The following is a 26952-nucleotide window of genomic DNA, read 5'->3' on the forward strand; positions in this document are numbered from 1 at the left end:
ACCGGGGGTAAACCTGGACCGGGCGCGTCGATTTCAGCGGCGAAGGTAATAGCGGCGCGAAACGGCGATCATTCTGCCAAGCGGCACCCGCAGGTCCATCGGCGTTCGCTTATCGCGGAAATAAAGTGCCACAAGGTTGTCGATCGCCACCACGAGGGAAAGCGCAAGCACAATGTAAGCGGCTGCGGCAATGATTAAGCTGGACATGCGATCCTCACACGGGCGCGACTAATAGGTAGCAGCTTGCCACGATCAACGAAGCCAGAACCACATCCAAATAGCTTCTGTTCATCGCAAGATTCCTGCTTACAAGGGAAGGCTGCGAGATAAACTTCCGAGCGTGTTTTTGGTTCCGTACAGGCTGTCGCAGCATTACGAATTTCTCCCGGGCGCACATTGGCCGCCGATACATTAGGATGTGCGCAATTCAGCAATGTGACGAAACGAAAAAAGGGCGCCGTCCGACGCCCCAATACTAACAGCTGTGCCAAGTTTCTAAGCAGATTTCCCGTTGGCCGCCTTCTTGGTCGATGCCACTTTTACTGCGCCATTTTTTCTCGGAGTGGAAACGGATTTCGGCCGCGTTTTTACTTCCTTGCCATCGGCAGATGCAGCAGAGCCTTCGAGCGCTTCACGCTCCTTCTTGGCTTGCTCCCAATGCTTGAAGTCATGTCCACTCGGACGGCCTTCCTCTTCCCAAAGCGCATAGGCACGCTTCTTGATCCACTCTTCCTGAGTTTCTGTCATCGCCGATCTCCAGTCACTGATGCGTGGTCTAACGCGATACTATGGTGAGAGTTCCAGACGAATCGCCTGGTTTCAAGCGGTTTTTGATGTGCTGCAAAAATGTTTCCCGCGGCGCAGCATTGTGAGGTTTTATGCGCCGCGCTTGAGGAGGGAGATAGCCTGGCATTCCCCACAATCAAGCGCGGTTCGGACGCCCGATGTGCATTTTGGGAGATCTCTCGCATTCGTGAAATGGGTTGGCGCCCCGCAAGTTCGCAATCGGCGTTTTGAAAGATCGTCTTCCGGTCTCTCTGCGCGCAATTGAACGGCTTTGTTTTGCGGCTATATTTCCCGCATATGTTTTATCTCATATCGAGCTACTGGCCGCATATTCTGTTTGCTATCTCCGTCGCCATGGGAGCCGTGGCCGCGATCCACGCGGCGATGACTAAGGAGGAAGTACGCGCCGCTATCGGCTGGGTAGGCGTCATCATCCTCTCGCCGATTATCGGCGCTGTTCTTTACGCGATCGCCGGCATAAACCGCATCCGCCGAGCATCTTTGAGCCTGCGGCGCGATGCGCTTCTGTCTGACGCCGCGTTGGATGAACTGGAAGCCTTCGACGCAGACGCCGACCTTGTCATCAGCGGCTTCGGGCGCCGTTTCGCGGCGATGCAGACCTTGGGCGATCGCGTCGCGCGTAATCCGCTTTCGACCGGCAACACCATCGACATGCTGGAAACGGGGGACGATTGCTATGCCGCGATGAAATCGGCGATCGATACCGCCGAGCGAAGCATTCTGCTCGAAACATACATCTTCGATCGCGACCAGATCGGCTTACGCATCGCCGATTCGTTGATCGCGGCGGTCAAGCGTGGGATCGAGGTGCGGGTCCTGATCGATGCGGTCGGCGCGCGCTATTCGGTGCCCAGCATCCTCGGTTATCTCGCCAGTGGCGGTGTCACCGTGTCGGTCTTCAACGGCAATGTCATCATGGGTCTCCGGCTGCCCTATGCCAATCTCCGTACCCACCGAAAGATCCTCATTGTCGATGGACGCATCGCGCTGACCGGCGGCATGAACATTCGGGAGGGGTTCAGCCGCGAGTTCGCCGGCGAAGATTTTGCCCATGACACCCATTTCAGCGTCACCGGACCCGTTGTCGCCGATCTTTTCGATATCGCCGCCGAAGACTGGCGTTTCACGACCGGCGAAGTTCTGAACGATGAGGTCTGGCAGACGGCGACGCCCGAGCGCCAACCGGGTGATCCCGTCTTCATGCGCATTGTCGCATCGGGACCTGATCGGAGCGTCGAGACGAACCACAAGATGCTGATGGGCGCTTTCTCCGTTGCCCGCAGCTCGATCAAGATCATGTCGCCCTACTTCCTGCCGGACCGGGAACTCATCAGCGCGCTCGCTACGGCGGCAAGGCGCGGAGTGGATGTCGATATCGTCATTCCCGCCGCCAACAATCTGGTGTTGGTCGATCGCGCGATGACGGCCCAGTTCGACCAGATCTTGAGCAACTACTGCCGGATCTGGCGCTCGAACGGTGCCTTCAGCCATTCCAAGCTGCTGTCGATAGACGGCGTCTGGTCCTATGTCGGCTCCTCCAACCTCGATCCACGATCGCTGCGGCTCAACTTCGAGATCGACATGGAAGTGCTGAACGAGGGCTTCGCGGCGGAGATAGACGAGCGCATCGACGAGGCGCTCCGCAATGCGTCACCAGTCACGCTGGCGGGCTTGCGTAGCCGCCCTTTTCCGGTGCGCCTGCTTGAAAAAGTGCTCTGGCTGGGATCGCCTTATCTCTAGGCTTCCGGCGGATTTTTTGTCGTCGGACATGGCAAGTTCATTGGCTCGGCCTATAATTCGACATCGAACCGGTAAGATCAACTGAGCTTCAGCAACGCCGATGCATGCCAGAAAAGACAGCCTTCCAGCCAGCATCCTAGCCTCTATTCGAAATCGCAAGCGGCATCTGGACGCGGCGATTCGCGAGATGGTGCCAAGGAGCGAGGGAACGCTGATCGCTTCCTACAATGTTCACAAATGCGTGGGCAATGACCGACGTTTCGATCCGGAGCGGACGTGCCGGGTGATCCATGAGATCGACGCCGACGTGATTGCTCTGCAGGAAGCCGACACGCGTTTTGGCGAGCGAACCGGCATCCTCGACCTCGGTCGGCTCGAGCGCGAGACGGGCCTGCTCCCGGTGCCGGTCAGCGGCATGGCCAAGGCGCATGGGTGGCATGGCAACGTCGTGCTTTTCAAGAAGGGACTGGTGCGCGACGTGCATCAGGTCAATCTCCCAGGCTTGGAACCGCGCGGCGCGCTGGTTGCCGAACTCGAGCTGGAGAGGGGAGGAGCCCTGCGGATCATCGCGGCGCATTTCGGCCTTCTACGTCATTCACGCGCGCGTCAGGCCAAGGTGCTGATCGAACTGATGGCCGACAAGGCCGAGGTTCCGACAATCCTGCTCGGCGATCTCAATGAGTGGCGGCTTGGCGACCGCTCGTCGCTGCACGCCTTCCAGTCGGTCTTCGGTCCGCAACCCGATGCCGTGCCGAGTTTTCCCGCAAGGTTGCCGGTGCTGGCGCTCGACCGGATGATGGCCAACCGCAAAGGTGTTCTCACGACGGTTGAGGCGCACGACACGCCGCTCTCCCGGGTCGCGTCCGATCATTTGCCGATCAAGGCCATGGTCAATCTTGACCGGGTCGAGGAGCTCTCGGCGCAACTCTGATTGGCGGAGCGTCTCAGGCTTGACTCCTTCGCCGGCCATGGCACGTTCTCTCGGCGCTAGGCTGGAGAGAGATTGGATGTTTCGCGTTGGAGATTTGAGGTGGCAAGTCGGTCGGTCCGCCCGATGTCTGCCGGCCCGCCGTGCGGACGCTGTCCCGCTGCTGATGGCGGTATTGATTTCATGCATTTGGCTATTGCTGCTGCCGCTGTCCGCGCAGGCCTTCGATCCCGGTCCGCAGACCGGAGCTTCCGTCGATCAGGTCGCCAAGCTGGTGGAAGTCTGGAACAGATATTACGGCTCCGCCGATAGCGTGCGCGAGCGAAGGGCTGCATTCGAAGCAATGATGCAGGAGACACCCGAGCCGACCCGCGTGCAGATCAAGCCAGTGGACGCAGGGGGCGTCGACGCTCAACTGATTTGGCCTGCTCGACTGCATCATCCGATCGGTCGGCGCGTGATCCTTTATGTCCATGGCGGTGACTTCTATGGCGGTTCACTGCGAACGCATCGCGCGCTTGCCGGTGCGCTCGCGAAGGCCGCATCCAGCGACGTGCTGCTGATCGACTACCGGCGCGCACCGGAATATCCCTATCCGGCGCCTATCGATGATACGCTCACAGCCTACCGGTGGCTGCTCGATACCGGTTATGAAAACGACAACATCGTCGTTGTCGGCGATTCCGCCGGCGGCAATCTCGCGCTCGAAGCCGTGCTGCGGCAAATGCAGGTCAATGGTCCGCTTCCGGCCGCGGTGGTCGCGACGAGCCCGATGACCGATCTGGCGGCCGGTCCGTCCATGATGTCGCCGAAAGCGAGTGATCCAATGGTCGATGCCACTCGCCTGGACGCACTTCGCAAGGCTTACATCGGAAATCGCGCACCGACGGATCCTGACATTTCGCCCATCTACGCGCCGCTCGCAGGATTTCCACCGCTTCTGATGCAGGTCGGCTCGGGAGAGGCGCTCCTGGACGATACGGTCCGATTTTCTGAAAAGGCGCGTCAAGCGGGAGTCGATGTCAGCACCGAAGTCTGGCCGGGAATGGTGCACCAATGGCAGTTGTTTCCGTTTTGGCTCGACGACGCCAGACGCTCCAATCAGCGCATCGCGGAGTTCGCGATCGCTCATTTCGCCGACAAGCCGTTGCAGTAGGCGAGCGCCTGGAACACCGGAACGGCTAGTTTCTGAACACGGTGCAGGGTGTGCCCGCGGCCTTGATCTCCTGGCATAGTCTGGTCGCCTCCGCCCTGGTCTCCCGGCCGATCCGGGCGGCATAGCGAGGACGATATCCGAAATTGCCGCCTCTCTGTCGAACGATGACGGCCCGCTCCGCGCTCATTGGGCCTGAAAGTCTGCTGATCGCGGTATCGAAAAGTCGGCCGGCGATCGACGGGTCGTAGTGCGCGGCAAGCTGGATGCCCCAAGGTGCCCAGTCCGCGGATCTGGCGAGCACGGGTTCCCGCATGCGCCGGGTATCGGCGAGCGCAATGCATCCATCCAGGAACGACATGCCGTCCTGAAGTTCGGGGGCGACGAGAGCGGGCGGATCGCTTTTCGAGGTTTCGACGGTGCTGCCTGTGATCGCGAACACATAGTCGCGGGTTTCGATGGGCAGTCGGCCCGAGTCGAGAAAACGCTGCAAGCCGTTTTCGCCGGCATTGTATGCCGCGGCGGCGAGGCCGAGATTGCCGAAACGGGATTTCAGCTCCCGCAGATAAAGTGCTGAGGCTTCCAGCGCCTGGACGACGTCGAAGGTATTGGAGAGTTTGCGAAGCCGCGCCGTCGAAGGCATGAATTGCGCGATGCCTTCGGCGCCCTTGGGGCTGACCGCTTCCGGCTTGAAAAGGCTCTCGCGCCAGATAAGCCGCGCGAAGAAAGGTGCCGGCAGGTCGTTGCGCAGGGCGAAATGTTCCATCGTCCGGCAGAGATCACGGTTGAAGCTTTCCTGTCGGATGCAATTCGCAAAGCCGGTCTCCGGGTCGGGGACTGCCGTTCCATAGAGGCAGCTGGCCGTTGTCTCTTCCTGGGCCGTAGCCGGGACTGGCAAGCCCGTCAGCAGCGCCGCCGGCACAGCGCGGACCAATGCCCTCAAGATCATGTTGGAAGACCCGGTATCGTCATTGCTACGTTCGATCCCGCCGGATCGATCCTCTCAAGATCGCAACGACATTTTTCGGGCATTTCATTTCGACCGCCATTTGTAATTTCCCGCTCTCCAAAGCGTGAAAATATCGAGCCAAGATGCGGGTTGACAATAATCATCCCGAAGCAGAAACAGCCGAGGGCAAACGGGCCGCTGCTGTCGTAGCGCATTGTCGCCCAACGGATATTCACAGTGCAGCAAGATAGCGTTCTTCGCCACCCCGGCTACCTCAATTTCGCCGCCTCCCGCGTCTTCTCCTCCCTCTCGTTCCAATGCGTCGCCATTGCCATGGGATGGATGATCTACGACCGGACGCACAGTGCCTTTGCCCTGGCGCTTGTCGGCCTCTGCCAGTTTCTACCTATGGTGGTGCTGACCTTCGTCGTGGGTCAGGTCGCCGACCGGTTTGACCGGCGGCGCATCGGTCTGGTGTGCCAACTCATCGAGGCGGCCGTTGCCGGAATTCTGGCGATCGCCACTTGGCAGGATTGGTTGACGCCGGCGGGCATTCTTGTCGCGGTGACGATCATGGGTGCCACGGTGGCATTCGAAAGGCCGACGATGGCGGCTCTGCTTCCAAGCATCATGCCGGCGGCGCTGCTGCAGCCTGCGATTGCCACATCCACCTCGATGATGCAGACGGCGCTGATCGTCGGACCCTCGCTCGGCGGCCTCCTCTACGGTCTCGATCCTGTCGCACCCTTTGCCGTTGCCGCGGTCCTGTTCCTGGTCGCCAGCATCAACGTCATCTCCATCAGGATGGAATGGGCTCCAACCAAGCGCGAGCCCGTGACCATGGCCTCGGTCTTCGCCGGCGTCTCCTTCATAAAGAGCCGCCCCGTCATGCTCGGCACGATTTCGCTCGATCTTTTCGCGGTTTTGCTCGGCGGCGCCACTGCCCTGCTGCCGATGTTCGCCCGCGACATCCTCCACGCCGGCCCATGGAGTCTCGGTTTCCTGCGAGCCGCACCGGCGATTGGGGCACTGGTCATGTCGATCGTGCTGGCGAGAAAACCGCTGACCACTCGGGTCGGCGCCAAGATGCTCTGGGCTGTCGCCATCTTCGGCATGGCGACGATCATATTCGCGCTGTCAACCAACATAGCGCTTTCCATACTGGCGCTGCTCTTCGTGGGAGCATCGGATACGGTCAGTGTCGTTGTCCGGAGCTCACTCGTGCAGCTGCTGACTCCCGAAGACATGCGAGGGCGTGTCAATGCGGTGAATTCTCTGTTCATCGGAACGTCCAACCAACTTGGCGAATTCGAATCCGGGATGCTGGCGGGCGTCATGGGACCGGTGGCCGCCGGGGTGCTCGGCGGCGTCGGTACGATTATCGTCGTCCTGCTCTGGACGCGGGCGTTCCCCGATCTCGCCAAGGTCAAGACGTTGCAGGGATGAGATGTGGCAGGCAGTGCGCCGGGCCACATCCGTTTTCCCATAAACTCAGCCGAATGTGAATGCGTAAGCATCGACACCTGGATCCAGAAATTCGATCCTGAAATCCCTGGCTGCGACATCCCCGGTCTGACGCACGAGCTGGTAGAGCCGCGTCGAGCCGATCGTTCCGTTTCCCTCGGCATCTGTGTCCGACCCATGGCTGGCGCCGGGGGGCTTGCCGTCGATGGTGACGCGGAAACGGATAGGTTTGCCGTTGCCGCCCGGCCCAAGCACAAGATGGAGGTCGCGGGCACTGAAACGGTAGGCGATGGCGCCGTCGGGCGTGTCGAGGGTGGCCTTTTCAGCTGCAACGGTCCAGGTGCCGGCGAGCGCCCATTCGTTGAGTCCAAGATTGCTGATCGTGTAGTCTCGCGACGCGTCGCGTCCCAACCTCTGCGGTGAAGCGAAACCCGTTGCCTGGCTGTAGCCGAGATAGGTCTCGCCCGATCCGATGTGCGCGAGATCGGGGCCTGCTTCCGCGCCCTTGGCATCAGGCTTCACCATGTCCTTCGAGGCGGTATCACTGCCGGCTTCACGGAGAAGGTCCTGGATCGCCTTTTCCGTCTCGCCGTAGCTGCCTTCGCCGAAGTGGTGATAGCGAATCTGGCCCTTGGCATCGATCAGGTAGTGCGCAGGCCAATAGCTGTTGTCGAAGGCGCGCCAGATGCGATAGTCGTTGTCGATCGCCACGGGATAGCCGATCTTGAAGTCGCCGACCGCCTGCTTCACGTTGTCGATCTTCTTCTCGAAGGCGAACTCCGGGGCGTGGACGCCGATGACCACGAGGCCCTGATCCTTGTACTTGTCCCACCAGGCACGAACATAGGGCGTGGTACGGATGCAGTTGATGCAGGAGTAGGTCCAGAAATCGACCAGCACGACCTTGCCACGCAGCTGCTCGGCCGTCAGCGGCGGCGAGTTCAGCCATTCGACGGCGCCGTCGAGCGCGGGTGCCGTACCTTCTACCGGCAGGCCGCTACGGAAAGCCTTTCTCGTGTCGATCATCGCTCCATTGCTGGCGACAAGGGAGGCCGGAGCTTCTGCTCGTTCTCCATGCAGACGATCGAGCAGGGCCTGTTCCAGCGAGGAGGTGCGGGCGTATGAAATCCGCGACAAGAGGCTGGTGTCGAGCCCGAACGCGGCCACGGCGACGCCGACCAGAACCAATGTGCCAAGTCCCTGCCGGATACGTTCGCCTATGGCGAGTGAGCGCTTCATCGCATCGAACACGCGTCCGCCAATGAGGAGTGCTGCTGCAAGCGAGCTGGCGGCCCCGAGCGCATAGGCAAACAGCAGCAGGGTCGTTTCGATATTGGCGCCCTGAAGTGCCGCACCTGTAAGCACGAGCCCGAGGATCGGGCCTGCGCAGGGCGCCCACAACAGGCCGGTAGCGATGCCGAGAACGAGAGAGCCGGCAACGCTCGGCGCGGCGCGCGTTCCGCCGGTGATGTTGACGAGCCGGTTACCGAGATCGACGACCGGCTGCATCAGGAATGTGGAAACGCGCGAAGACAGAAGGCTGAGACCGAAGCCCGCCAAAAGCAGAAGGGCCGCGAGGCGGCCGAATTCGTTGAGCTGGATGGCCCAGCTGCCGCCCACGGCCGCAAGCGTCGCCACCAGCGCGAAGGTGGCGGCCATACCCGCCAGCAGCGGCAGCGTGCTGCGCATGAAGGGCTGGCCGGCGCGGGCGAACACGAATGGCAGGATCGGCAGGATGCAGGGGCTGAGGATGGTCAGCGCGCCGCCGAGATAGGCAATGATGAGAAGCGTCATCGTCTTTGTCCTTTAAGAGGATGGATCGACGCCAGTCAGGCGGAGGGCTCGACCAGCATCGCGCTCATATGTCCGTGGTGACGTATCTCGCATGTGTCCGGCAGGCGGCCGAACTGTACCAAAGTGTAGCGAGGCGCGGCTGCGAGGCGACGAGGTCACCAGGACGCCTCCGAAATGCCGATCTGCCGGCCGCCGGCTGGCAATTGTATCGCAATGTATCCACGCTTCGCCCTGCTACATCAGGATGCAAAATGATCGGTCGGCGACACATCGCGCATACATCGGCATGGTGTTGTTCCCTCATCGCAACGACACAGGAGCCCACGATGTCTGATCAGATCAATTTGCAGCGCCGCCGTTTCTTTGGAATGGCTGCCATGACCTTCGCTGCCGTCGAACTCGGCATGGCCGCCGCCGCAAGCGCACAGCCGGCAGCCACGCCGGCGACGAAGGCCGCCGGCCATACCTCCTTTGCCGCGCTGAAGCAGGTCAAGGCTGGTGTGCTCGATGTCGGCTATGCCGAGGCGGGTCCGGCCGACGGTCCGGCGGTTCTGCTTCTGCATGGCTGGCCCTACGATATCTACAGCTTCGTTGATGTCGCTCCGCTGCTGGCCGATGCCGGCTACCGCGTCATCATTCCGTATCTCCGCGGCTACGGCACCACCCGCTTCCTGTCAGACGCGACACCGCGCAACGGCCAGCAGGCGGCGCTCGCCGCCGACATGATCGCGCTGATGGACGCGCTCGGCATCGAAAAGGCGATCGTCGCCGGCTATGACTGGGGTGCACGCACCGTCAACATCATGGCCGCACTCTGGCCGGAGCGCTGCAAGGCCATGGTCTCCGTCAGCGGCTACCTGATCGGGAGCCAGGAGATCAATAGGAAGCCATTGCCGCCGAAGGCGGAACAGGCGTGGTGGTACCAGTTCTACTTCGCCACCGAACGCGGCCGCCTCGGCTACGAGGCCAACCGCCACGACTTCGCGAAGCTCATCTGGGAGACCGCTTCGCCAAGCTGGCATTTCGATGACGCGACTTTCGATCGATCCGCCGCTGCCTTCGAGAACCCCGACCATGTCGAGATCGTTGTGCATAATTATCGTTGGCGGCTGGGACTGGTCGAGGGCGAGTCACAATATGACGGCTTCGAAGAGCGGCTGGCGAAGGGCCCTGTCATCACCATCCCGACGATCACGATGGAAGGCGATGCCAACGGTGCGCCGCATCCGGAGCCCTCGGCCTATGCGAAGAAGTTCTCCGGTCCCTACCAGCATCGCACTGTCGGCGGCGGCATCGGCCATAATCTGCCGCAGGAGGCGCCGCAGGCCTTCGCCCAGGCGATCATTGATGTCGACAAGCTCTAGCTTGGAAAACCTCCCAAGCCATCACGTGGCCCCTTCGCGGCAGGCGGAACTGGGTTTATTGGAGAAGGGCGGCGGATGCGCCGCCTTCGCGAGACGGTAATTGGAAATCCTGTGATGGAGCACATCGATCATATCCTGATCGTCGATGACGATCGCGAAATCCGCGAGCTGGTGTCGAGCTATCTGACGAAGAACGGCTTGCGCACGACGGTCGCGGCCGATGGCCGCCAGATGCGCAGCTTTCTCGAAGGAAATACGGTCGATCTGATCGTGCTTGACGTCATGATGCCGGGCGACGATGGCCTCGTTCTTTGCCGGGAACTGCGCGCCGGCAAGCACAAGGCGACGCCGATCCTGATGCTGACCGCGCGCAGTGACGAGCTCGATCGGGTGCTGGGTCTTGAGATGGGCGCCGACGATTACCTGGCAAAGCCGTTTGCCGCGCGCGAACTTCTGGCACGCATCAAGGCGATCCTGCGCCGCACCCGCATGCTGCCGCCCAATCTGCAGATCAGCGAGGCCGGCCAGCTTCTGACGTTCGGCGACTGGAAGCTCGATACCGTGGCACGTCACCTGCTCGACAAGGACGGAACGGCAATTGCGCTGAGCGGCGCCGAATACCGCCTGTTGCGCGTGTTCATTGATCATCCGCAGCGGGTGCTCAACCGAGACCAGCTGCTCAACCTCACCCAGGGCCGCGACGCCGACCTGTTCGATCGCTCGATCGATCTGCTGGTCAGCCGCGTGCGCCAGCGTCTGGGCGACGACGCACGCGAACCGACCTACATCAAGACAGTGCGCAGCGAGGGCTATGTCTTCTCCGTGCCGGTAGAAATCCTGGAGCTTCGGGCGTGACGGCGGCTGTGCTCCGTCATCTATGGCCGAAGACGCTGCGGGCGCGAATCTTTCTCATCCTGCTGGTCGGTCTGGCGGTTGCCTATGGGCTTTCCTTTAGTGTGCTCTATACCGAGCGCTACATGTCGGCCAAGGCCGTCATGCTGGGCACGCTGGAAAACGACGTCGCGACCTCGATCGCCGTACTCGACCGGCTGCCCGCGGATCAGCGCGCCGATCTGCTCGATCGGCTGAGCCGTGGCAATTATCGTTTCATCCTGGGGCCGGGAAGCAAGGGCGTTCCCGATACCTCTAGCCGCGCGGCCGAAATCGCCGGCCGGCTCGAGGATGCGGTGGATCATCGCTTCCCGCTCAGCATCGAAGCGATCCCCGGCGATGTTGCGCGGCTGCAGGCGCATCTCAGCTTGAGCGATGGCAGCCCGCTGACGATCGACATCACGCCGCGCGGGGTCATGCCGATCGCGCAATGGCTGCCTTATGTTTTCGTCGTCCAGATGCTGCTGCTGATCGTCGTTGCCTGGCTTGCCGTGCGTCAGGCGATCCGCCCGCTGGGCGATCTTGCTGCCGCCGCCGATGCGCTGGACATGAGCAGTAAGGGGCCGGTGATGAGCGATGCGGGGCCGACCGAGGTGGCGCATGCCGCCAAGGCCTTCAACGCCATGCGAGACAGGATCGCCCACTATCTTGAAGAGCGCGTTCAGATTCTGGCGGCCATCTCGCATGACCTGCAGACGCCGATCACTCGCATGCGCTTGCGCGCCGACATGGCGGATGAGGGGCCGGGCAAGGACAAGCTGCTGCACGATCTCGGGGAGATCGAGCGGCTGGTGCAGGATGGCATTGCCTATGCGCGGAGCTCGCACGGCAGCGGCGAGAAGTTCTCCCGCATCGATCTGGCGTCGTTCATCGAGAGCCTGAGCTACGATTATCAGGATACCGGCAAGTCGGTCTCCGTAATCGGCATGGTGCAGGGTACAGCCGCGACAAAGCCGCATGCGCTGCGGCGCATCCTGTCGAACTTCATCGATAATGCCCTGAAATTCGCGGGTGCTGCCGAGGTCAGCGTGGAGCGCCGAGGCGAGAGCGACATCGTGATCAGCGTGCTCGACCGTGGGCCCGGCATTCCTGAAGAGCAGCTGGACGCGGCGATGCAGCCGTTCTACCGGCTCGAGCAGTCGCGCAACCGCGAGACGGGCGGTTCCGGGCTGGGGCTTGCGATCGCGCAGCAGCTGGCGGCGGCGATCGGCGGATCGGTCCGCCTCTATAATCGCGACGGCGGCGGTCTTGTCGCCGAACTCGTCATTCACTGAAGGAATTTGTAGCCGGGCATGTCCAGGCGCCGGAATGCTACGTTTCGTTACAGTTCGCCGCCTTGCCAAAATATGCCGGATACATCGGCAGCGCAAAAACCACTCCGTCAACGGACGCCGCACTGGGCGGCGCAACAAGGAGTGTTCGCGATGACCAAGATCGACAAGGTTCTCTATACCGGCAAGACCCACACCACCGGCGGCCGCGAGGGCTTCTCGCGCAGCAGCGACGGCGAACTGGATGTGACGCTGTCGCCTCCCGGCAGCAAGCGCGCCGGTACCAACCCCGAACAACTGTTCGCGGCCGGCTGGTCCGCCTGCTTCATCGGCGCAATGGGCATCGCTGCCGCCGCGCAGAAGGTGCAACTGCCTTCCGATGTGTCGGTCGATGCGGAAGTGGATCTGGGCACCGCCGAAGGCGCCTATTTCCTGCAGGCGCGGCTGACGATCAATCTGCCCGGCGTCGACAAGGCGGTCGCCCGGTCGATCGTCGAAGCCGCTCACCAGACCTGCCCCTATTCCAAGGCGACACGCGGCAATATCGACGTCGAATTGATCCTGGCCTGAAAAACGAGGGAGCATCACGATGAGAATGATGGTTCTTTGCATGCTGGGCGCGGCGATATTCGCGGCTCCCTGCCTTTACGATATCGGGTCACGAGAGCCGTCGCCCTTGGTTGGGGCGATCGCGGCGACCACAGGCTGGTAGCCTCCTGAAAGTGCCCTGTCCGCGCCACGCGGGCGGGGCATTCGCTAACGCAACGACAGGGCCGCGACGAAGAGGTCCCAGCGTTCATCGAAGAGGATGCGGCAGGCGGCTTCATCGAATGTGTCCGTGGGGGCGAGCCGCACGCGGTTGCTCGCGCCTTCCAGAAGATCGACCAGAATGGCGCAGATGGCGGTCGGGTCGCCGGCACGCATGACGTTTGCGGCTTGCGCCGTGACGATCACCGCTTCCAGCGGCTCCAATGCTGTGGCGGACCAGGCAGCAAGCTTCTCGCCGATGGATGTGGATATGGCGGCTTCGGCCATGACGGCCAGATAGAAGGCGGCGTAGTCGCGTGCGATGCCGAAGGTGAAATAGCGCAGGGCCACCGCATGCAGGGCCTCGAGAGGTTCACACCTTGCTTCGGCGGCCTGCACAAGCGCCTCGCGGAAACGCCCGAGGTCGCGGGCGACGACAGCCTCCAGAAGGGCGCCCTTGTTCGGGTAACGGCGATAAAGCGTGTGCTTCGACATGCCGAGGTCGGCCGCGATCGCATCGAGCGAGGCGCTGCCTATCCCCCTCTTCGCGAACACGGCGCGCGCGCCATCAAGAAGTCGTTCGCCGATCGCGGCCGCCTGATCCTTGCGCGGCCGGCCGCCGGGGCGGGTGTGGTTTGTCTTCAATGTCCGTCACATCCGGTGGTGCGCCGCTGCGAGGGCGGCGTTGTTGCACATTCGGTCGAATTTTGATAATCGGCACGATACCGTGCTGTTTTTAGTTTTTCAAGAAGGCGTCAGGCGATGTCCTCCATCACCATCAATGATCTTTCCTGGACAAAGCCGGACGGCCAGGCGGTGTTTTCCGATCTCAGCCTGAGCTTCGTCGGCGAACGCGCCGGCCTCGTCGGCCGCAACGGTGTCGGCAAGACGACGCTTTTGAAACTGCTCGCCGGCGAGTTTCAGCCGCGGGCGGGCAACGTGACGCTCAACGGCACCGTCGCTATGGTTCGGCAGACCGTCCATGTGGGAACGGGAGAGACTGTCGCCTCGCTGTTCGGGGTGGCGGAGGCGATGTCGATCCTTGAGCGCGCCGAAGCCGGCACGGCAAGCATGGAGGAGCTTGCGGAGGCGGACTGGGCGCTTGAGGACCGCATGGTCGCGGCGCTCGCCCGCGTCGGGTTCGCTGCAGACGCGAATACATTGCTGACGACGCTGTCGGGTGGGCAGCGGACTCGTGTCGGCCTCGCAGCAGCTATATTTCGCGAACCCGATTTTCTCCTATTGGACGAGCCGACGAACAACCTTGATCGCGACGGCCGGCAGGCGGTCATCGATCTCCTCGCCGGCTGGCGCAGCGGCGCCATCGTCGTCAGTCATGATCGCGAATTGCTTGACGAAATGGATGCAATCGTCGAGATGACATCGCTCGGTGCCCGCCGCTATGGCGGCAACTGGACCGCCTATCGCGCGATGAAACTCCTTGAACTGGACGCGGCGGAGCACGATCTCGCGCATGCCGAAAAGTCGATCGCCGAAGTCAAGCGCAAGACGCAGCTCGCCGCCGAGCGAAAGGACCGGCGCGATGCAGCGGGTGCTCGTAAGGGGGCCAAAGGCGACATGCCGCGGATCGTCGCCGGCATGCGAAAGAGCAGCGCCGAGGCCAGCAAGGGGCAAGCGTCGAAGCTGGCGGAACGGCAACTTAGCGGGGCGCAGGAGAGCCTTAGCGCGGCGAAATCGCGTATCGAAGTCCTACAGCCGTTTTCCATCAAGCTGCCATCGACGGGCCTTGCAGCGGGTCGATCCGTTCTGACCCTCGATCATGTTGATGCCGGCCATGATCCCGAAAGTCCAATTATCCGTGATCTTTCACTGTCGATCGTCGGCCCCGAACGCGTCGCGGTGACCGGCCCCAACGGTGCCGGCAAGACGACGCTGTTGAAGCTTGTCTCGGGCGCGCTCGAGCCGTTTCGCGGCAAGGTGAGCGTGCAGGTGGCGTATGCGATGCTCGATCAGACGGTTGGCATCCTTGAAGCGGAGGATACGATCCTCGGAAACTTCACTCGGCTCAATCCGCAATCGACGGAAAATGAGTGCCGGGCCACGCTCGCGAGCTTTCTTTTCCGAGCGGACGCGGCGCTGCAACGGGTCGCCACCCTCAGCGGCGGACAGATGTTGCGCGCCGGGCTTGCCTGCGTGCTCGGCGGCCCGCGGCCGCCGGCGCTGCTTGTTCTCGACGAGCCGACCAATCATCTTGATATCGATTCGATCGAGGCGGTTGAAGCCGCGCTCGTTGCCTATGACGGTGCCCTTCTGGTCGTGAGCCACGACGAAACGTTCCTCGGCAATATCGGCGTCACCAGGCGGCTGGAATTGGTCAAGGGACCCGGCTGACGATCACACGGCAAAGCCGCTTGCTCCGCTCATGTAGCCCAAGTTTTCGCTGCGGTGGCTGGCTCAGCCAGCGTAGTGACCAGCAAAGGCATCGGCGGCGGATTTGACGACGACGGCGACGCTGAGCCCCTTCGTGACCGGGGCTCCTGCCGCTCCCTTGTCCGCAGCGGCCTTCAAGCCGCCGTTCGCCGGCGGGTCAAGCGGCTTCACTGTTCCGGCGGTCAGATCCGCAACCCACAGACCTTTTTCTCCTGCAATGCCGATGACGACTACTTTTGTCATGCTTTGACTCCCCTGGAGATCGGTTTCTAAAATCCTGCTTTCTTGAGGCCTTCGCGATAAAGATCCTTGTGCCACTGCTCTTTGCTCGGCACCGCCGACAGCCAGCGGTCGACGTCGAAATTGGGGTTCGCCTCCAGCACGCGCCGAACGAACATCTGTGCCATGTCCTGGCGCCCCAGCATCGCGAAACTCGCCGCCGAGAGTCTGTCGGCCAATCCCGGATTTGCCATCTGGCTGATATAGTCGAGCGCCGCCTCGAACTCGCCCAACGCATAGTTCGCACCGGCGCCGGTCCAGAAATAGGTGTCGGGGCTTAGCGGGTTGAGCTCGATTGCCCGCTCGATCTTCTTCAGCGCCATGGATGGAAGAGAGCAGTGGACCAACGTATCCGCATGGTCGGCGACGATATCGGCATAGTGCGGCGCCAGGGTCTCGGCGATTTCCATCGCCGAAGCGCTTTCGTCGAACGCGCCCTGCAAGAGCTTGGCGACGCCGAATTCCCGATACCCGTCGGCGAGGTCGGAGCGTTCCCGGATGGCCTTCGCGGCGTAGGCCTCCGCGGTCTTCAGAAGCTCGATATCGCCGCGGGCACTGAGCAGCCATTCCTTCGAATAGGTGCGTCCGATCGCGCTGAGAGCCGGCGCGAAGCTTGGGCTCGCATCGACCGCGGCACTCATCTCCTCGCGCGCCCGCTGCAGGCTGGGAAGCGTCAACTGGCCGAGATGCTGCCTTCCAACCAGGAACCGGCGATAGGCGGCCGGGCTCAGTTCGTAATCGGACTGCTCCTGACGGTGGCGATCGATCTCGCCCGAGACCGAGATGGCGATCTGTCGCGATAGCGCGCGCCTGTCTCGCACGAGGCTCAGATGGTTGAGGCTGAAACGTTCGGCCCAGATGATCTTGCTGTCGTCGAAGAAGATAAGTTGCGCGAACAGGGTGACATCGCCACCCGTGCTGCTGATGCGCGTTGCCAGCACATAGTTGACATGATGCCGTTTGAAGAACGCGGCTTGCGTTTCCATGTGATGGCCGATCTGCACGGCCGAATGCGGAGCGATGACCTGCAGGCTGTTATAGGCACAGAAACCGATCGTGATGTCTTCGATCAGCGAGGTGGCCAGGATGCCGGCCTCTGGGCGAATGGATTGGTTGCTGGGCGGCAGCAGCACGAGGCGTGGCAACACGGCCTGCCGGCCGCCGGTATCGACAAGGCTCGATCGAATGTCGTCGGTGAATGCCTGGGCGGGCTGTCGTCCGAGCGTGGGTTCCCTGCGCAGCGCGGTATTGAGGACATCGACGCTCCGCGAGATCGAGCCGCTACGTTCGGCGAAGTGGCGTTGAAGCGAGGCCACGTCCTCTTCGGCGTTGAAGATATCTATCAACAACTTCAACGTGTCGGGATCCGATGCCTCCGATCGGAACAGGACAATGGCCGCTTTTCTGATCAGCTTCGACTCGTCGCCCGTATGTGGCAGGCGCACGGCTGCACGCAGTGCGCTCGAGAGAAGGTCGACATGAAAGGCTTCCTGCATGGCGAGCCAATTGCCGAAAATAGGGCTGTTGCAGTTCACCATTCCCATGAATGGTTTGCTGAAGAGTTCGTGGAGGTGCCCGAGCCATGAGAAGGGCTCGTATCCCTCCTGGTCCCCGCTCGGAAGATCCGAAGACAGCACCTCCCGGTCCACCGAGACCTTGGCCTCGTCGAACGAAAGCAGGGAGACGCCGATCTCTTTCTGCCGTTTTGCGATTGCCGACATCAATTCGTGAAAGTTGGAAAGCAGAACGCTGCCTTCACCGTTGCCCCACAGAAAAGCGGCCAATGAGGTGCGGCAGGCAGAACCGTCGGCTCTAGTCAGCAAATGGGCGAGCAGCAGCAAGCCGTAGTCGGGAAAAACAACGTCGTTGCCTCTGCTATCCGAGAGCCGCAACGATCCGAATGTCTTCAGAACGTAAGCCATTTTCCCCTCTACGCGACGCCGTCATTCAGTTGAAACTAAAATACAACAAGAAATTGAAAACCACAATGCAGCCCCTGTTCGAAAATGACAATCAAAAATGTGATCTCAGGGTTGTGTTTAAAGGCATGCCGCGACCAGTCTCGTTTCATGCCATATTCGCGGCATCCGCTTGTCTTATCAATGAGCACCCGATTCGAAAGCTGGAGCCCGATATGAAGCATCTGACCACCTCGATCGCGTCGATCGCATCTGTATTTGTAACCGCGGTTGTTCCGCTCTCGGCTGCGCAGGAAAGCTCCCCCAAAACGGATGCGCTGGTCGGTCGCGCTTGGGTAGAGACAAAGCCGCAATCCGGCTTGCCTGGCGTGATGATGGTGTTTCTTGGCGATGGGACGTTGCTGATGGACTCCTGCTGGGAAACCTATGCGCTTCGCAAGTGGACGCGCACCGGGCCGGATGCCGTTAGCTGGGATGAGGATGGCGCGAAGGTCTCCGCGAAAATCAAATCGCTGACCCAGAGCCAGCTCACGCTTCAGGTGAAAGCAGGCAAGGATGTGGTTGAACACCGCTATGCGAGGGGCAGGGCCCCATACGTATGTCCCGATATGAAGCGATAGCCGCTCCGGCGAAGTTCATGCAATCCAAACGGGCGAAGAGCGGGTCATGAGAGTGCTACCGGGTGCAATGGGATTGGTGTTTGCGACGCTCATGGGCACCGCCTATGCCGCGCAGGCTGACGACCGCCTCTGCGAAGCCGCGAGCTTTGGCGGTGCCAGCTACGCCGTCTGCACCGTGAAGCGCGATGCCGATGCTGTTCACCTTTTCTGGCGCGGAGCCGACGGTCAGCCCTATCGCACATTTTCCGCCCTGGCGGACGCCGTCCAAGCTCGAGGACAGACGCTCGCCTTCGCGATGAATGGCGGGATGTTCGATGACGACTTCTCTCCGGTTGGCCTCTACGTCGAGGACGGTCGGGAGTTGCGGCCGGTTAATACCGCCAGCCGCCTGGGCTCTCCGGCCTCGGTGCCGAACTTCTACAAGAAACCCAATGGCGTGTTCTTCATTGACGAAAAAGACGCCGGCATCCTTTCGACGGAAGAGTACTTGAAACGCCGACCGAACGTGAAAATCGCCACGCAATCCGGTCCGATGCTCGTCATCAACGGGGTGCTGCATCCGGCCTTTATCCAGGGATCGACCGATCGCAGGCGCCGTGATGGTGTCGGCATCTGCGGCGATGACATAAAATTCGTGATCAGCGAGGACGACGTGAACTTCCATGACTTCGCGCGCGTGTTTCGCGATGACCTCAAATGCTCGAATGCCCTGTTTCTCGACGGCGGCCGGGGAACGGGTCTCTACAGTCCGGAACTCGATCGCAACGATCGCTCGGGACATGGAGGCTACGGGCCGATGATCGCGATCGTGCGATAACGAAGCTGCATCGCACGATTGCTGTCACATGGTTGCACCGATCTGCCAGGGCACGAACTCGTTTCGCCCATAGCCGAGCAGTTCCGACTTCGACCGCTTGCCCGAGGCCGTGTCGAGGATGATCTGAAAGATCTCGCGACCTTTCTCTTCAAGCGAAACGCCTTCGATGATGTCGCCGCAGTTGATGTCCATGTCCTCTTCCATCCTCGCATAGAGGTCGGAATTGGTGGCGAGCTTCAGGGATGGTGTCGGCTTGCACCCATAGGCCGAGCCGCGGCCAGTGGTGAAGCAGATGACATTGGCGCCACCCGCCACCTGGCCGGTCGCGGCGACGGGGTCGTACCCCGGTGTGTCCATGTAGACGAAGCCCTTGCGCGTCACGCGCTCGGCGTAGCGGTACACTTCACGAAGCGTCGAACTCCCACCCTTGGCGACCGCACCGAGCGATTTTTCAAGGATCGTGGTCAGGCCGCCCGCCTTGTTGCCGGGCGAGGGGTTGTTGTTCAGTTCGCCACCGGTTCGAGCCGCATAGTCGCGCCACCATTCGATGAGGTCGACGATCTTCTGCCCGACTTCGGCGCTCTCCGCGCGCCGCGTCAGCAGGTGTTCGGCGCCGAAGATCTCGGGCGTTTCCGACAGGATCGCGGTGCCGCCGTGGCGCACCAGGATATCGACGGCGACGCCCAGCGCCGGATTGGCGGTCAGTCCGGAATAGCCGTCGGAACCACCGCACTGCAGAGCAACCGCTAGCTCCGAAGCTGGAACGGTCTCGCGCACGGACGCGTTTGCCAGCGGCAGCATTTCGCGGATCTTCGCCACGCCGGCCTCAATCGCCTTGCGCGTGCCGCCAATCTCCTGGATCGTCAAGCTCTGGAAATGAGCGCCGTCGACAATGCCGAACATCTTCTTGAGACGCGGGATCTGGAATACCTCGCACCCAAGGCCGATGAGGAGGACGGCGGAGAAATTCGGATGGCTGGCATAACCCCACTGGGTTCTTGCCAGGACATCGAATTCCTCACCCTTGCTGCCCATGCCGCAACCGGTCCCATGCGTGAAGGGAACGACCCCATCGACATTCGGATAGTCGGCCAGGATTCCGGAACGGTTGAACTCGTCGGCGATAAAATCGATGACCGTCGCCGAACAGTTCACTGAGCTTAGGATTCCGATGTAGTTGCGAGTGCCGACCCGCCCGTCGGCACGCCGGAAACCCTCGAACGTGGCCGGCTGCTCACCCGGCAGCAATCCGCTTTCCTCCCTGGCCTCGGATGCGAAGGCATAGTCGCGCTCGAAATCGTGCATGGCGACATTGTGCTCGTGCACCCATTCGCCGGCGCCGATATCGCCGCTGGCGAAACCGATGATCTGGCCGAATTTGCGGATAGCCTCACCTGACGCGATCGGCTGAACGGCGATCTTGTGACCGCGCGCCACGGGTTGGCCGACAACTATGCCGCCATCGATGGTCTTGCCGGTTGCGAGGCTGTCGATCGCGATCACGACATTGTCGGCCTCGTGAAGTCGCAGTGTGCGGGGTGAGGTCATGGCGATCAGACTTCCAGGATGGCCTTGATGACGCCGGCCTCCGGCCGCAGCCAGTCGTTGAAGAGTTGCGGGGCGTCGGCAAGCGCACCACGATGCGTGTTGAGCGCGAGAGTCGGCACGCGTCCGGCCTCCATCTGCTTTACGACCTCGGCGAAATCGTCCGGCTGGGCGTTGCGGCTGGCGTAGAGCGTCGTTTCGCGCTTGTGGAATTCGGGATCGGAGAAGGTGATGTCCTGGCGCACGACGCTGACCAGAACGTATCGGCCGGCATGGGCGACGAAGCCGAAACCGCGCTGCATCGCTGCCGCGTTGCCGGTGGCGTCGATCACGACGTCGAAGAAGTCGCCGCCGGTGATCTTTCTGGCTTCCGCCTCGGCGTCGGGATTGGCGACCAGCGTGCGGTCGGCGCCGAGCGAGGCGACGGTGAAGGCAAGCCTGTCTTCGCGCATGTCCATGACGGTCACATCGGCGCCGCGTGCCTTGGCGAAGATGATCGCCGACATGCCGATCGGCCCTGAGCCAACGACTAGCACGCGGTCGGCGGCAGTGATGCCGCCGCGCTTCACGCCGTGCGCGCCGATCGCCAGGAACTCGATCATGGCGGCTTCGTCCAGCGATGCATTGCTGGCCGAGATCACGTTCTGCTCGGGAACGCAGAGATATTCGCTCATGCCGCCGTCGCGATGCACGCCGAGAACCGCGATGTTCTGGCAGGCGTTGGTGACACCGCGGCTGCAGGCCACGCACTTGCCGCAGGAGAGGTAGGGGACGATGTAGACGTTGTCGCCCTTCGAAAGCCGCGACGAGCTCGGCGCCTCCTCGACCGTGCCGGAGAGTTCGTGACCCATGACGCGCGGATATTCGAGGAAAGGATGCTTGCCCTGGTAGATGTGGAAATCGGTCCCGCAGATGCCGACGCGACGGATGCGAACCAGCACTTCTCCTTCCCGGGGAACGGGAACGTCACGCTGGATCAGGGACAGCTTGCCGGGTTCGTCGCAGATCAATGCTCTCATCATTCACTCTTCGCGCGCCGGGTGGACCCTGGCGCATCACCTTGAGGACTTCGTTGGGAGGAAGCGCCGGGTGGCCGGCGCTTCATCTTTGCTGGGGTGGCCAGGTTCAGGTCTTCGGCATTTCCGCCGGCAGAGCGACGCCGTTGTACTTCTGGTAGATCTCGTTGAGTTTGCCATTCGCGAGGTTCTTGGCAATCCACTCGTTCAAGGTCGTGCGCAGCGCATCGTCGCCCTTGCGAACGCCGACGGCATAGGGGTTCGTCTTCAGCACGAGCTTGACCTCGAGCGGGTCGTCGGAGCGGCGCTGGTTGACGGCCGCCATGACCTGCGGCGAGGACGCCATGATTGGCACCTGGCCGGAAACGAGCGCGGTGATCAGCGTGGCGTCGTCGTCGTAGCGAACCATCTCGGCGCCCTGCGCCTCCGTCGTCGCGACCTTGTCGTTGGTCGAGCCGCGCGTCGTGCCAAGACGCTTGCCGACGACATCGGCGATGCTCTTGATCTCGGTGCTCTTCGGAGCGGCGATGACGATCTGGATGACGCCATAAGCGTCGCTGAAGTCGATGACCTTCTTGCGCTCCTCGTTGACGCTGAACGAGGCCATGACGATGTCGGCCTTGTTGGTCAGCAGGAAGGGGACGCGGTTCGGGCTGGTGACCGGCACGATCTCCAGCGGGTAGCCCAGATCGGCGGCGAGCAGCTTGGCGGTCTCGACGTCGGAGCCGGTTGGCTGCATCGAGGCGTCGCTCATGCCGAAGGGCGGCGAGCCGAGATCGATGGCGACAAGCAGCTTCTTGCGCTCCTTGATGGTCTCCAGTGTATCGGCAAGCGCCCGGCTCGGCATGGTGCCGAGAACAGTGGTTGCAGCCAGTGCGCCGGCGACGCCGGCCATGAATGTTCTACGCTTCATTGTATTCTCCACCCTTTTTCATCCTACCAAGAAAATATCCGGCAGTGGTCCTCAAAGACCGCTGCCAACGAAGTCGCGCAGTTCCTGTGTCTGCGGGTTCTCGAGCATCGCGCCCGGTCCGGTTTCCCAGACCTGGCCGTGGTGCATGTAAATGACCTTCGACGCCACCTTGCGGGCGAAGGCCATTTCGTGTGTGACGAGGATCATCGTCATGCCGCCGCGCGCAAGATCCTCCATGACCTTCAGCACTTCGCCGGTCAGCTGCGGATCGAGCGCCGAGGTCACTTCATCGAACAGCATCAGCTTCGGCTTCATCGCCAGCGAGCGGGCGATGGCCACGCGCTGCTGCTGCCCCCCGGACAGCTGTTCCGGGAAATGCTCCGCCTTGGCCTCGAGTCCCACACGGGCCAACACTTCGCGGGCGAGATCGCGCGCCGCGGATTTGTTGAGCTTCTTCACGCAGGTCGGCGCCAGCATGATGTTCTGCTCGGCCGTCAGGTGCGGAAAGAGGTTGTAGCTCTGGAAGACGATGCCGACATCGCGACGCAACGCGTTCTTGTTCATGTTCGGATCGTGCACGGCGTGATCGCAGACTTCGATCGTGCCATCCTCAATCGTCTCCAGCGCATTGATACAGCGCAGCGCCGTCGACTTGCCGGAACCCGATTGACCGATGACGGCTGCCACTTCGCCGCGTCCGACCTCGAAGGATACGCCGTTCAGGACCTTAACGGCACCGAAAGCCTTGTGGACGTTGGTGAGTTTAACGATGGGCGACATTGAGCTTCCTCTCGAGGGTGCGGCTCCAAACCGAAAGCGGAAAGCAGATGGCAAAGTAAAACAGCGCCACCACGATGAAGACGGTGAAGGGTTCGAAGATCGAATTGTTGATGAGCTTGCCGGCCTGCGACAGTTCGACGAAGCCGACAACGGAAGCAAGCGAGGTGTTCTTGACGATCTGGACAAGGAAACCGACCGTCGGCGGCGTGGCGATGCGCAGCGCCTGCGGCATGATCACCTTCACCATGCGCTGCCAGCGCGACAGCGCTAGGCACTCCGCCGCTTCCCACTGCGTCTTCGGCACGGATTCGATGCAGCCGCGCCAGATTTCGCCCAGGAAGCCCGAGCTGTAGATGATGAGACCGGCGGCGGCGGCGAGGATCGCCGGCACTTGGTCGAAGCCCAGAATGGCGATGCCGAAATAGATGAGGAACAGAAGCACCAGCAGCGGCGTGCCTTGGACGAGCTGGATATAGCCGGCCGCGGCCATTCTTACGGCCCGGAGAGGACTGATGCGCGCCAACGCGACCGCAAAGCCGAGCAGGCCGCCGCCGATGAAGGCGATTGCCGACAGGCCGATGGTCCACATCGCCGCCCAGCCGAGAAACTCGAGATGAATGATGCTGAAACTTGGCATCGCGGTCCCCTTACAGTGCCGTGCCGAGCTTGCGCCGGCGTACGAAGAGCCCAAGACCGAGCAGCCACAGGGCAATGCGGACGACGAAGGACAGGATGATGTAAAGGATGCCGACCACGATATAGGTCTCGAAGCTGCGGAAGGTATCCGACTGTATACGGTTCGCCACGGCCGTCAGTTCCTCGGCGGAAATCTGCGAGGTGATCGAGGAGGCGAGCATCAGGAGCACGTACTGGCTGGTCAGCGCCGGATAGACGCGCTCGATCGCCGGGCGGATGACGACGTGCCAGTAAATCTGGCTGCGTGAAAGCCCAAGACATTCCGCCGCTTCGATCTGCGCCTTGTGCACCGATTGCAGGCCGGCGCGGACGATCTCGCAGGTATAGGCGCCGACGTTGACCACGAGGGCGATCACGGCCGCCATGTTGGCGGAGACATGGACGCCGAGCGTCGCGATGCCGAAATAGACCAGAAACACCTGCACCAGCAGCGGCGTATTGCGGATCACCTCGACATAGGTGGCGACGAGGCCGCGCACCCACGGGCCGCCATCGGCGCGGCCGATCGCGCAGAGCGTGCCGAGCACGAAGCCGATGACCGTCGAAAGGACCGAGAGCTGCAGCGTCAGCCAGACGCCAAGCGCGAATTCCCGCCAATATGGCAGGAGAGACGCGAAATCGAACTGGTAAGTCATGCCTGATATCCACTTTCCGAATAGCGCGCCGCAAGCGCCTTCAGGACGGGGGCGTCGTGGGGTTTCCCTGATGATCCGACCCAATCGAGGAAGGCGGCGATGCGGCGTTCGACCTTCTGCGCGTGATGCTGCGCGATGTCGGCGATGCGGTGGTTGAGGAAGGGATTGAGGAAGCGATCGAGCGTCGTCGCGACGTAGGCGCGCGCCTCGTTTTCCATTCCCTTCACGGCGAAGCCAGGGATCACCTCGTCGCGATAGATCGCATCCAGCCGACCGCGTATGGCTGCGTCGGCGAGGATCTCGCGGACGGTCTCGTTGCGGTCGCGACCTTCCGATGCCCAGGTCTCGGCGAGCCAGGTATGCCCGAGGTTGAGGATATGCAGCTTCAGCCGTTCGTAGGGCTCCAGATCGTCGGCAAGAACGATGCTCGCATGCGTGCAGGGCGCGCGAACGCCTGGAGCGTTCTTGATCACCCAGATCGCATAGGGCTCGGCAACCGCGCCAACCGGCTCAATCGCTTCGGAGACGATGCGGTCGACCAGAGTATCGGCGAACGCCACGTCGCGATCGAGCCACGCGAAAAAGTCTTCGGGCAGATCGTACCGGCGGGCGCTCTCAACCACCGCCTTCTTCAGTGCCTGCCCGTTGCCGGTAACCAGTTCGCAGGGCAGTACCACTAGCGCCTTGCCCGAGGATTTCCAGCGAAGACAGAGCAATGCGGCAAGCTTGGCCGGAAAGGATTTTGGCGCGATGCCTTCGGAGATAGCCGTATCGTCGGCCGAGAGCTGGTAGCCCGTGTCGCCCGTGTTGGAGACGATGAACTCGGTTTCTTCGGCGAACAGTCTCGAAATTTCCGGCCAATCGGCCGAGGCCGACAGTCCGCCGGTGACGCTGCGAACCATCACGGTCCTGTCGATGACATCGGAGCCCTCAACGCCGCGGATGACGATCGGGTATCCATCAGGATTGCCGAAGGCCGCGACCCTGCCGCTTCGATCGGCCGAGCCTGAGGCCTGAATGACGGTAATCGGCCCGGCGTTCTCGCCCGCCTCACGCGCCTCGTGAACGAAGAGCGCGGCGTGCGCCTGCAGGAAGCGGCTGGTACCGAACTGGAGGATTTTGCCGGTCATGCGCGAACCGGCGCAGATGGGGCGGTCCCGGCCATATGGCCGAACCTATGCTCGCAAAAAAACATTCGTAAGCCTCCCATCTCCTGTTTCTTATGCATATAAAACAGCTATAATGACGTCAACTGTTTTTTATATATAATTATCCGCTCGTATGCGGGCCAGGAATTTCGGGTGCGAGGAGGGGTCGTTTGAAGGGGAATGCGGTTTACAAGGCGGCCTATAATCGTTGCCTGGATTGGCTTTCGGCGCACGGCATAGGCGAGCGGATGCCGTCCAATTCGGAGCTTGCGACACTGTTGGCCGTTAGCCGGACGACCGTCCGGTCGGTGCTCGCCTCGATGGCGGAGGCGGGTATCCTTTCGTTCGACGGAGCGAACCATGCCCTGGTCCGGTCGCCCAACGAGGCCGACTACTTTCCCGAGACGCAGACCATGTCCGCCGGCGCCGCGGTCGAGCGCCGTTTCATGGAGTGGATCCTGCAGGGCGACTTCAAGGCCGGACAATCGCTGAACAGCGCCGAGCTCGCGCGCAAGTTCGGCACTTCGACGACCACCATTCGCGAATACCTCACCCACTTCCAGCACTTCGGCCTGATCGAGCGCCGCCCCAACAGCGCCTGGGTGTTTCGCGGGATCACGCCCGATTTCACCGAGGAGATCTACGAGGTCCGCGAGATGTTCGAGCTGCGCGCCGCCCGTCACCTCATCCGCATGCCTGACGATGCCCTTTGCTGGAAGAATCTCGATGCGATCGAGGCGGAGCACCATGCGCTGCTTGCTGACGTCGACCGACGATACAAGGAATTTCCGGCTCTCGACGAACGCTTACATCGGTTGGTGCACGACGCCTCGCGCAATCGCTATATCATCGAGTTCTACAGCGTCGTCTCGGCCATCTTCCACTACACCTACCAGTGGAACCGCGAGGACGAAAAGCAGCGCAACACCAAGGCGATGACCGAACATCTGGATTATATCGCAGCCCTTCGCCGCCGCGATCCCGAGGCCATAGAATCGACATTCCGCGCGCACCTCGGAACGGCCCGCCAGACGATGATGCGCTCCATCCAGCTTGGTCCGTTCAAGGTGAAAGCCTAGCAGCCG

General features: G+C 61.9%; 26 protein-coding genes. 12 read left to right on the forward strand and 14 right to left on the reverse strand.

From position 1 onward, the window contains the following. Positions 1-33: 33 nt before the first annotated feature. A complete protein-coding gene (locus tag QTL95_RS05305) occupies positions 34-207 on the reverse strand; it encodes a hypothetical protein (RefSeq protein WP_289718929.1) in 174 nt (57 codons plus the stop codon). A 288-nt stretch (positions 208-495) separates the two neighbouring features. Next, positions 496-747 carry a DUF2934 domain-containing protein gene (locus QTL95_RS05310; RefSeq protein ID WP_289718930.1) on the reverse strand — a complete coding sequence of 84 codons (252 nt, stop codon included), beginning with the start codon at positions 745-747 and terminating at the stop codon, positions 496-498. A 336-nt stretch (positions 748-1083) separates the two neighbouring features. Here QTL95_RS05310 and QTL95_RS05315 point away from each other — a divergent pair, with 336 nt between their 5' ends. From QTL95_RS05315 to QTL95_RS05325, 3 genes are all read left to right on the forward strand, one after another. Then, positions 1084-2547, forward strand: a complete 1464-nt coding sequence (locus tag QTL95_RS05315) for a phospholipase D-like domain-containing protein (RefSeq protein ID WP_289718931.1) — start codon at positions 1084-1086, stop codon at positions 2545-2547. 100 nt (positions 2548-2647) lie between these two features. Beyond that, positions 2648-3478: an endonuclease/exonuclease/phosphatase family protein gene (locus QTL95_RS05320; RefSeq protein ID WP_289718932.1), complete on the forward strand. Its 831-nt coding sequence runs from the start codon at positions 2648-2650 to the stop codon at positions 3476-3478. A gap of 163 nt (positions 3479-3641) precedes the next feature. After that, complete coding sequence (locus tag QTL95_RS05325; protein WP_289718933.1) at positions 3642-4631, forward strand: alpha/beta hydrolase; 990 nt, start codon at positions 3642-3644, stop codon at positions 4629-4631. 25 nt (positions 4632-4656) lie between these two features. Here QTL95_RS05325 and QTL95_RS05330 read toward each other — a convergent pair whose 3' ends face one another. Beyond that, on the reverse strand, positions 4657-5577 hold the full coding sequence (locus QTL95_RS05330) for a lytic transglycosylase domain-containing protein (RefSeq protein ID WP_289718934.1): 921 nt from the start codon (positions 5575-5577) through the stop codon (positions 4657-4659). A 228-nt stretch (positions 5578-5805) separates the two neighbouring features. Here QTL95_RS05330 and QTL95_RS05335 point away from each other — a divergent pair, with 228 nt between their 5' ends. After that, positions 5806-7023 (forward strand): MFS transporter, encoded by a 1218-nt coding sequence (locus QTL95_RS05335; RefSeq protein WP_289719191.1) that lies wholly within the window; start codon positions 5806-5808, stop codon positions 7021-7023. Between the two features lie 45 nt (positions 7024-7068). Here the strand turns inward: QTL95_RS05335 and QTL95_RS05340 are convergent, their stop codons facing one another. Beyond that, positions 7069-8835, reverse strand: coding sequence for a cytochrome c biogenesis protein DipZ (locus tag QTL95_RS05340; protein WP_289718935.1), 1767 nt, complete (start codon positions 8833-8835; stop codon positions 7069-7071). A 326-nt stretch (positions 8836-9161) separates the two neighbouring features. Here QTL95_RS05340 and QTL95_RS05345 point away from each other — a divergent pair, with 326 nt between their 5' ends. The 4 genes from QTL95_RS05345 to QTL95_RS05360 all read left to right on the forward strand — a co-directional run bounded on the left by QTL95_RS05345 (position 9162) and on the right by QTL95_RS05360 (position 12931). Further along, positions 9162-10199, forward strand: coding sequence for an alpha/beta fold hydrolase (locus QTL95_RS05345; RefSeq protein WP_289718936.1), 1038 nt, complete (start codon positions 9162-9164; stop codon positions 10197-10199). A 114-nt stretch (positions 10200-10313) separates the two neighbouring features. Beyond that, positions 10314-11054, forward strand: a complete 741-nt coding sequence (locus QTL95_RS05350; protein WP_289718937.1) for a response regulator — start codon at positions 10314-10316, stop codon at positions 11052-11054. Further along, entirely contained in the window at positions 11051-12364 is a 1314-nt protein-coding gene (locus QTL95_RS05355; RefSeq protein WP_289718938.1) for an ATP-binding protein, read from the forward strand. Before QTL95_RS05350 ends, QTL95_RS05355 begins: the two co-directional genes overlap by 4 nt. 150 nt (positions 12365-12514) lie before the next feature. After that, complete coding sequence (locus tag QTL95_RS05360) at positions 12515-12931, forward strand: organic hydroperoxide resistance protein (RefSeq protein ID WP_112532693.1); 417 nt, start codon at positions 12515-12517, stop codon at positions 12929-12931. Positions 12932-13117: 186 nt separating this feature from the next. Here QTL95_RS05360 and QTL95_RS05365 read toward each other — a convergent pair whose 3' ends face one another. Continuing rightward, positions 13118-13753, reverse strand: a complete 636-nt coding sequence (locus QTL95_RS05365; RefSeq protein ID WP_289718939.1) for a TetR/AcrR family transcriptional regulator — start codon at positions 13751-13753, stop codon at positions 13118-13120. Between the two features lie 117 nt (positions 13754-13870). Between QTL95_RS05365 and QTL95_RS05370 the strand changes: the two genes are divergently transcribed. Further along, positions 13871-15460 carry an ABC-F family ATP-binding cassette domain-containing protein gene (locus QTL95_RS05370; protein WP_289718940.1) on the forward strand — a complete coding sequence of 530 codons (1590 nt, stop codon included), beginning with the start codon at positions 13871-13873 and terminating at the stop codon, positions 15458-15460. 63 nt (positions 15461-15523) lie between these two features. Here the strand turns inward: QTL95_RS05370 and QTL95_RS05375 are convergent, their stop codons facing one another. Together QTL95_RS05375 and QTL95_RS05380 are read right to left on the reverse strand one after the other, a co-directional pair. Then, positions 15524-15742, reverse strand: a complete 219-nt coding sequence (locus tag QTL95_RS05375; protein ID WP_289718941.1) for a hypothetical protein — start codon at positions 15740-15742, stop codon at positions 15524-15526. A gap of 26 nt (positions 15743-15768) precedes the next feature. Continuing rightward, the gene (locus QTL95_RS05380; RefSeq protein WP_289718942.1) at positions 15769-17700 is read right to left on the reverse strand and encodes a hypothetical protein; all 1932 of its coding nucleotides are present in this window, start codon (positions 17698-17700) and stop codon (positions 15769-15771) included. On the opposite strand from QTL95_RS05380, the gene QTL95_RS05385 reads away from it, so the two are divergent. After that, positions 17679-18317: a hypothetical protein gene (locus tag QTL95_RS05385; protein WP_289718943.1), complete on the forward strand. Its 639-nt coding sequence runs from the start codon at positions 17679-17681 to the stop codon at positions 18315-18317. The genes QTL95_RS05380 and QTL95_RS05385 overlap by 22 nt on opposite strands. A gap of 46 nt (positions 18318-18363) precedes the next feature. Then, positions 18364-19134, forward strand: a complete 771-nt coding sequence (locus QTL95_RS05390) for a phosphodiester glycosidase family protein (protein WP_442981257.1) — start codon at positions 18364-18366, stop codon at positions 19132-19134. Between the two features lie 24 nt (positions 19135-19158). Here QTL95_RS05390 and QTL95_RS05395 read toward each other — a convergent pair whose 3' ends face one another. The 7 genes from QTL95_RS05395 to QTL95_RS05425 all read right to left on the reverse strand — a co-directional run bounded on the left by QTL95_RS05395 (position 19159) and on the right by QTL95_RS05425 (position 25849). Further along, entirely contained in the window at positions 19159-20682 is a 1524-nt protein-coding gene (locus QTL95_RS05395; protein WP_289718944.1) for a UxaA family hydrolase, read from the reverse strand. Between the two features lie 5 nt (positions 20683-20687). Further along, positions 20688-21698, reverse strand: a complete 1011-nt coding sequence (locus tag QTL95_RS05400) for a zinc-binding alcohol dehydrogenase family protein (RefSeq protein WP_289718945.1) — start codon at positions 21696-21698, stop codon at positions 20688-20690. Positions 21699-21804: 106 nt separating this feature from the next. After that, a complete protein-coding gene (locus tag QTL95_RS05405; protein ID WP_289718946.1) occupies positions 21805-22608 on the reverse strand; it encodes a transporter substrate-binding domain-containing protein in 804 nt (267 codons plus the stop codon). Between the two features lie 51 nt (positions 22609-22659). Further along, on the reverse strand, positions 22660-23388 hold the full coding sequence (locus QTL95_RS05410; RefSeq protein ID WP_289718947.1) for an amino acid ABC transporter ATP-binding protein: 729 nt from the start codon (positions 23386-23388) through the stop codon (positions 22660-22662). After that, a complete protein-coding gene (locus QTL95_RS05415) occupies positions 23372-24025 on the reverse strand; it encodes an amino acid ABC transporter permease (protein ID WP_289718948.1) in 654 nt (217 codons plus the stop codon). The genes QTL95_RS05410 and QTL95_RS05415 overlap by 17 nt, the downstream gene beginning before the upstream one ends. A gap of 10 nt (positions 24026-24035) precedes the next feature. Continuing rightward, entirely contained in the window at positions 24036-24719 is a 684-nt protein-coding gene (locus QTL95_RS05420; protein WP_289718949.1) for an amino acid ABC transporter permease, read from the reverse strand. Continuing rightward, on the reverse strand, positions 24716-25849 hold the full coding sequence (locus QTL95_RS05425) for a mannitol dehydrogenase family protein (RefSeq protein ID WP_289718950.1): 1134 nt from the start codon (positions 25847-25849) through the stop codon (positions 24716-24718). The genes QTL95_RS05420 and QTL95_RS05425 overlap by 4 nt, the downstream gene beginning before the upstream one ends. 188 nt (positions 25850-26037) lie before the next feature. Here QTL95_RS05425 and QTL95_RS05430 point away from each other — a divergent pair, with 188 nt between their 5' ends. After that, positions 26038-26946: a GntR family transcriptional regulator gene (locus tag QTL95_RS05430; RefSeq protein WP_289718951.1), complete on the forward strand. Its 909-nt coding sequence runs from the start codon at positions 26038-26040 to the stop codon at positions 26944-26946. Positions 26947-26952 lie beyond the last annotated feature (6 nt).

Source organism: Rhizobium sp. S152 (genome assembly GCF_030380735.1).
Taxonomy (GTDB): Bacteria; Pseudomonadota; Alphaproteobacteria; order Rhizobiales; family Rhizobiaceae; genus Rhizobium.

Excerpts from the sequence above, each read along its gene's own strand:
- QTL95_RS05350 (WP_289718937.1), top strand. The coding sequence starts at position 10,314 with ATGGAGCACATCGATCATATCCTGATCGTCGATGACGATCGCGAAATC.
- QTL95_RS05395 (WP_289718944.1), bottom strand. The coding sequence starts at position 20,682 with ATGACCTCACCCCGCACACTGCGACTTCACGAGGCCGACAATGTCGTG.
- QTL95_RS05315 (WP_289718931.1), top strand. The coding sequence starts at position 1,084 with ATGTTTTATCTCATATCGAGCTACTGGCCGCATATTCTGTTTGCTATC.
- QTL95_RS05375 (WP_289718941.1), bottom strand. The coding sequence starts at position 15,742 with ATGACAAAAGTAGTCGTCATCGGCATTGCAGGAGAAAAAGGTCTGTGG.
- QTL95_RS05370 (WP_289718940.1), top strand. The coding sequence starts at position 13,871 with ATGTCCTCCATCACCATCAATGATCTTTCCTGGACAAAGCCGGACGGC.
- QTL95_RS05425 (WP_289718950.1), bottom strand. The coding sequence starts at position 25,849 with ATGACCGGCAAAATCCTCCAGTTCGGTACCAGCCGCTTCCTGCAGGCG.
- QTL95_RS05330 (WP_289718934.1), bottom strand. The coding sequence starts at position 5,577 with ATGATCTTGAGGGCATTGGTCCGCGCTGTGCCGGCGGCGCTGCTGACG.
- QTL95_RS05385 (WP_289718943.1), top strand. The coding sequence starts at position 17,679 with ATGTCTTCAGAACGTAAGCCATTTTCCCCTCTACGCGACGCCGTCATT.
- QTL95_RS05420 (WP_289718949.1), bottom strand. The coding sequence starts at position 24,719 with ATGACTTACCAGTTCGATTTCGCGTCTCTCCTGCCATATTGGCGGGAA.
- QTL95_RS05360 (WP_112532693.1), top strand. The coding sequence starts at position 12,515 with ATGACCAAGATCGACAAGGTTCTCTATACCGGCAAGACCCACACCACC.
- QTL95_RS05345 (WP_289718936.1), top strand. The coding sequence starts at position 9,162 with ATGTCTGATCAGATCAATTTGCAGCGCCGCCGTTTCTTTGGAATGGCT.
- QTL95_RS05400 (WP_289718945.1), bottom strand. The coding sequence starts at position 21,698 with ATGAGAGCATTGATCTGCGACGAACCCGGCAAGCTGTCCCTGATCCAG.
- QTL95_RS05320 (WP_289718932.1), top strand. The coding sequence starts at position 2,648 with ATGCATGCCAGAAAAGACAGCCTTCCAGCCAGCATCCTAGCCTCTATT.
- QTL95_RS05390 (WP_442981257.1), top strand. The coding sequence starts at position 18,364 with ATGAGAGTGCTACCGGGTGCAATGGGATTGGTGTTTGCGACGCTCATG.
- QTL95_RS05340 (WP_289718935.1), bottom strand. The coding sequence starts at position 8,835 with ATGACGCTTCTCATCATTGCCTATCTCGGCGGCGCGCTGACCATCCTC.
- QTL95_RS05310 (WP_289718930.1), bottom strand. The coding sequence starts at position 747 with ATGACAGAAACTCAGGAAGAGTGGATCAAGAAGCGTGCCTATGCGCTT.
- QTL95_RS05325 (WP_289718933.1), top strand. The coding sequence starts at position 3,642 with ATGGCGGTATTGATTTCATGCATTTGGCTATTGCTGCTGCCGCTGTCC.
- QTL95_RS05410 (WP_289718947.1), bottom strand. The coding sequence starts at position 23,388 with ATGTCGCCCATCGTTAAACTCACCAACGTCCACAAGGCTTTCGGTGCC.
- QTL95_RS05380 (WP_289718942.1), bottom strand. The coding sequence starts at position 17,700 with ATGGCTTACGTTCTGAAGACATTCGGATCGTTGCGGCTCTCGGATAGC.
- QTL95_RS05405 (WP_289718946.1), bottom strand. The coding sequence starts at position 22,608 with ATGAAGCGTAGAACATTCATGGCCGGCGTCGCCGGCGCACTGGCTGCA.
- QTL95_RS05305 (WP_289718929.1), bottom strand. The coding sequence starts at position 207 with ATGTCCAGCTTAATCATTGCCGCAGCCGCTTACATTGTGCTTGCGCTT.
- QTL95_RS05415 (WP_289718948.1), bottom strand. The coding sequence starts at position 24,025 with ATGCCAAGTTTCAGCATCATTCATCTCGAGTTTCTCGGCTGGGCGGCG.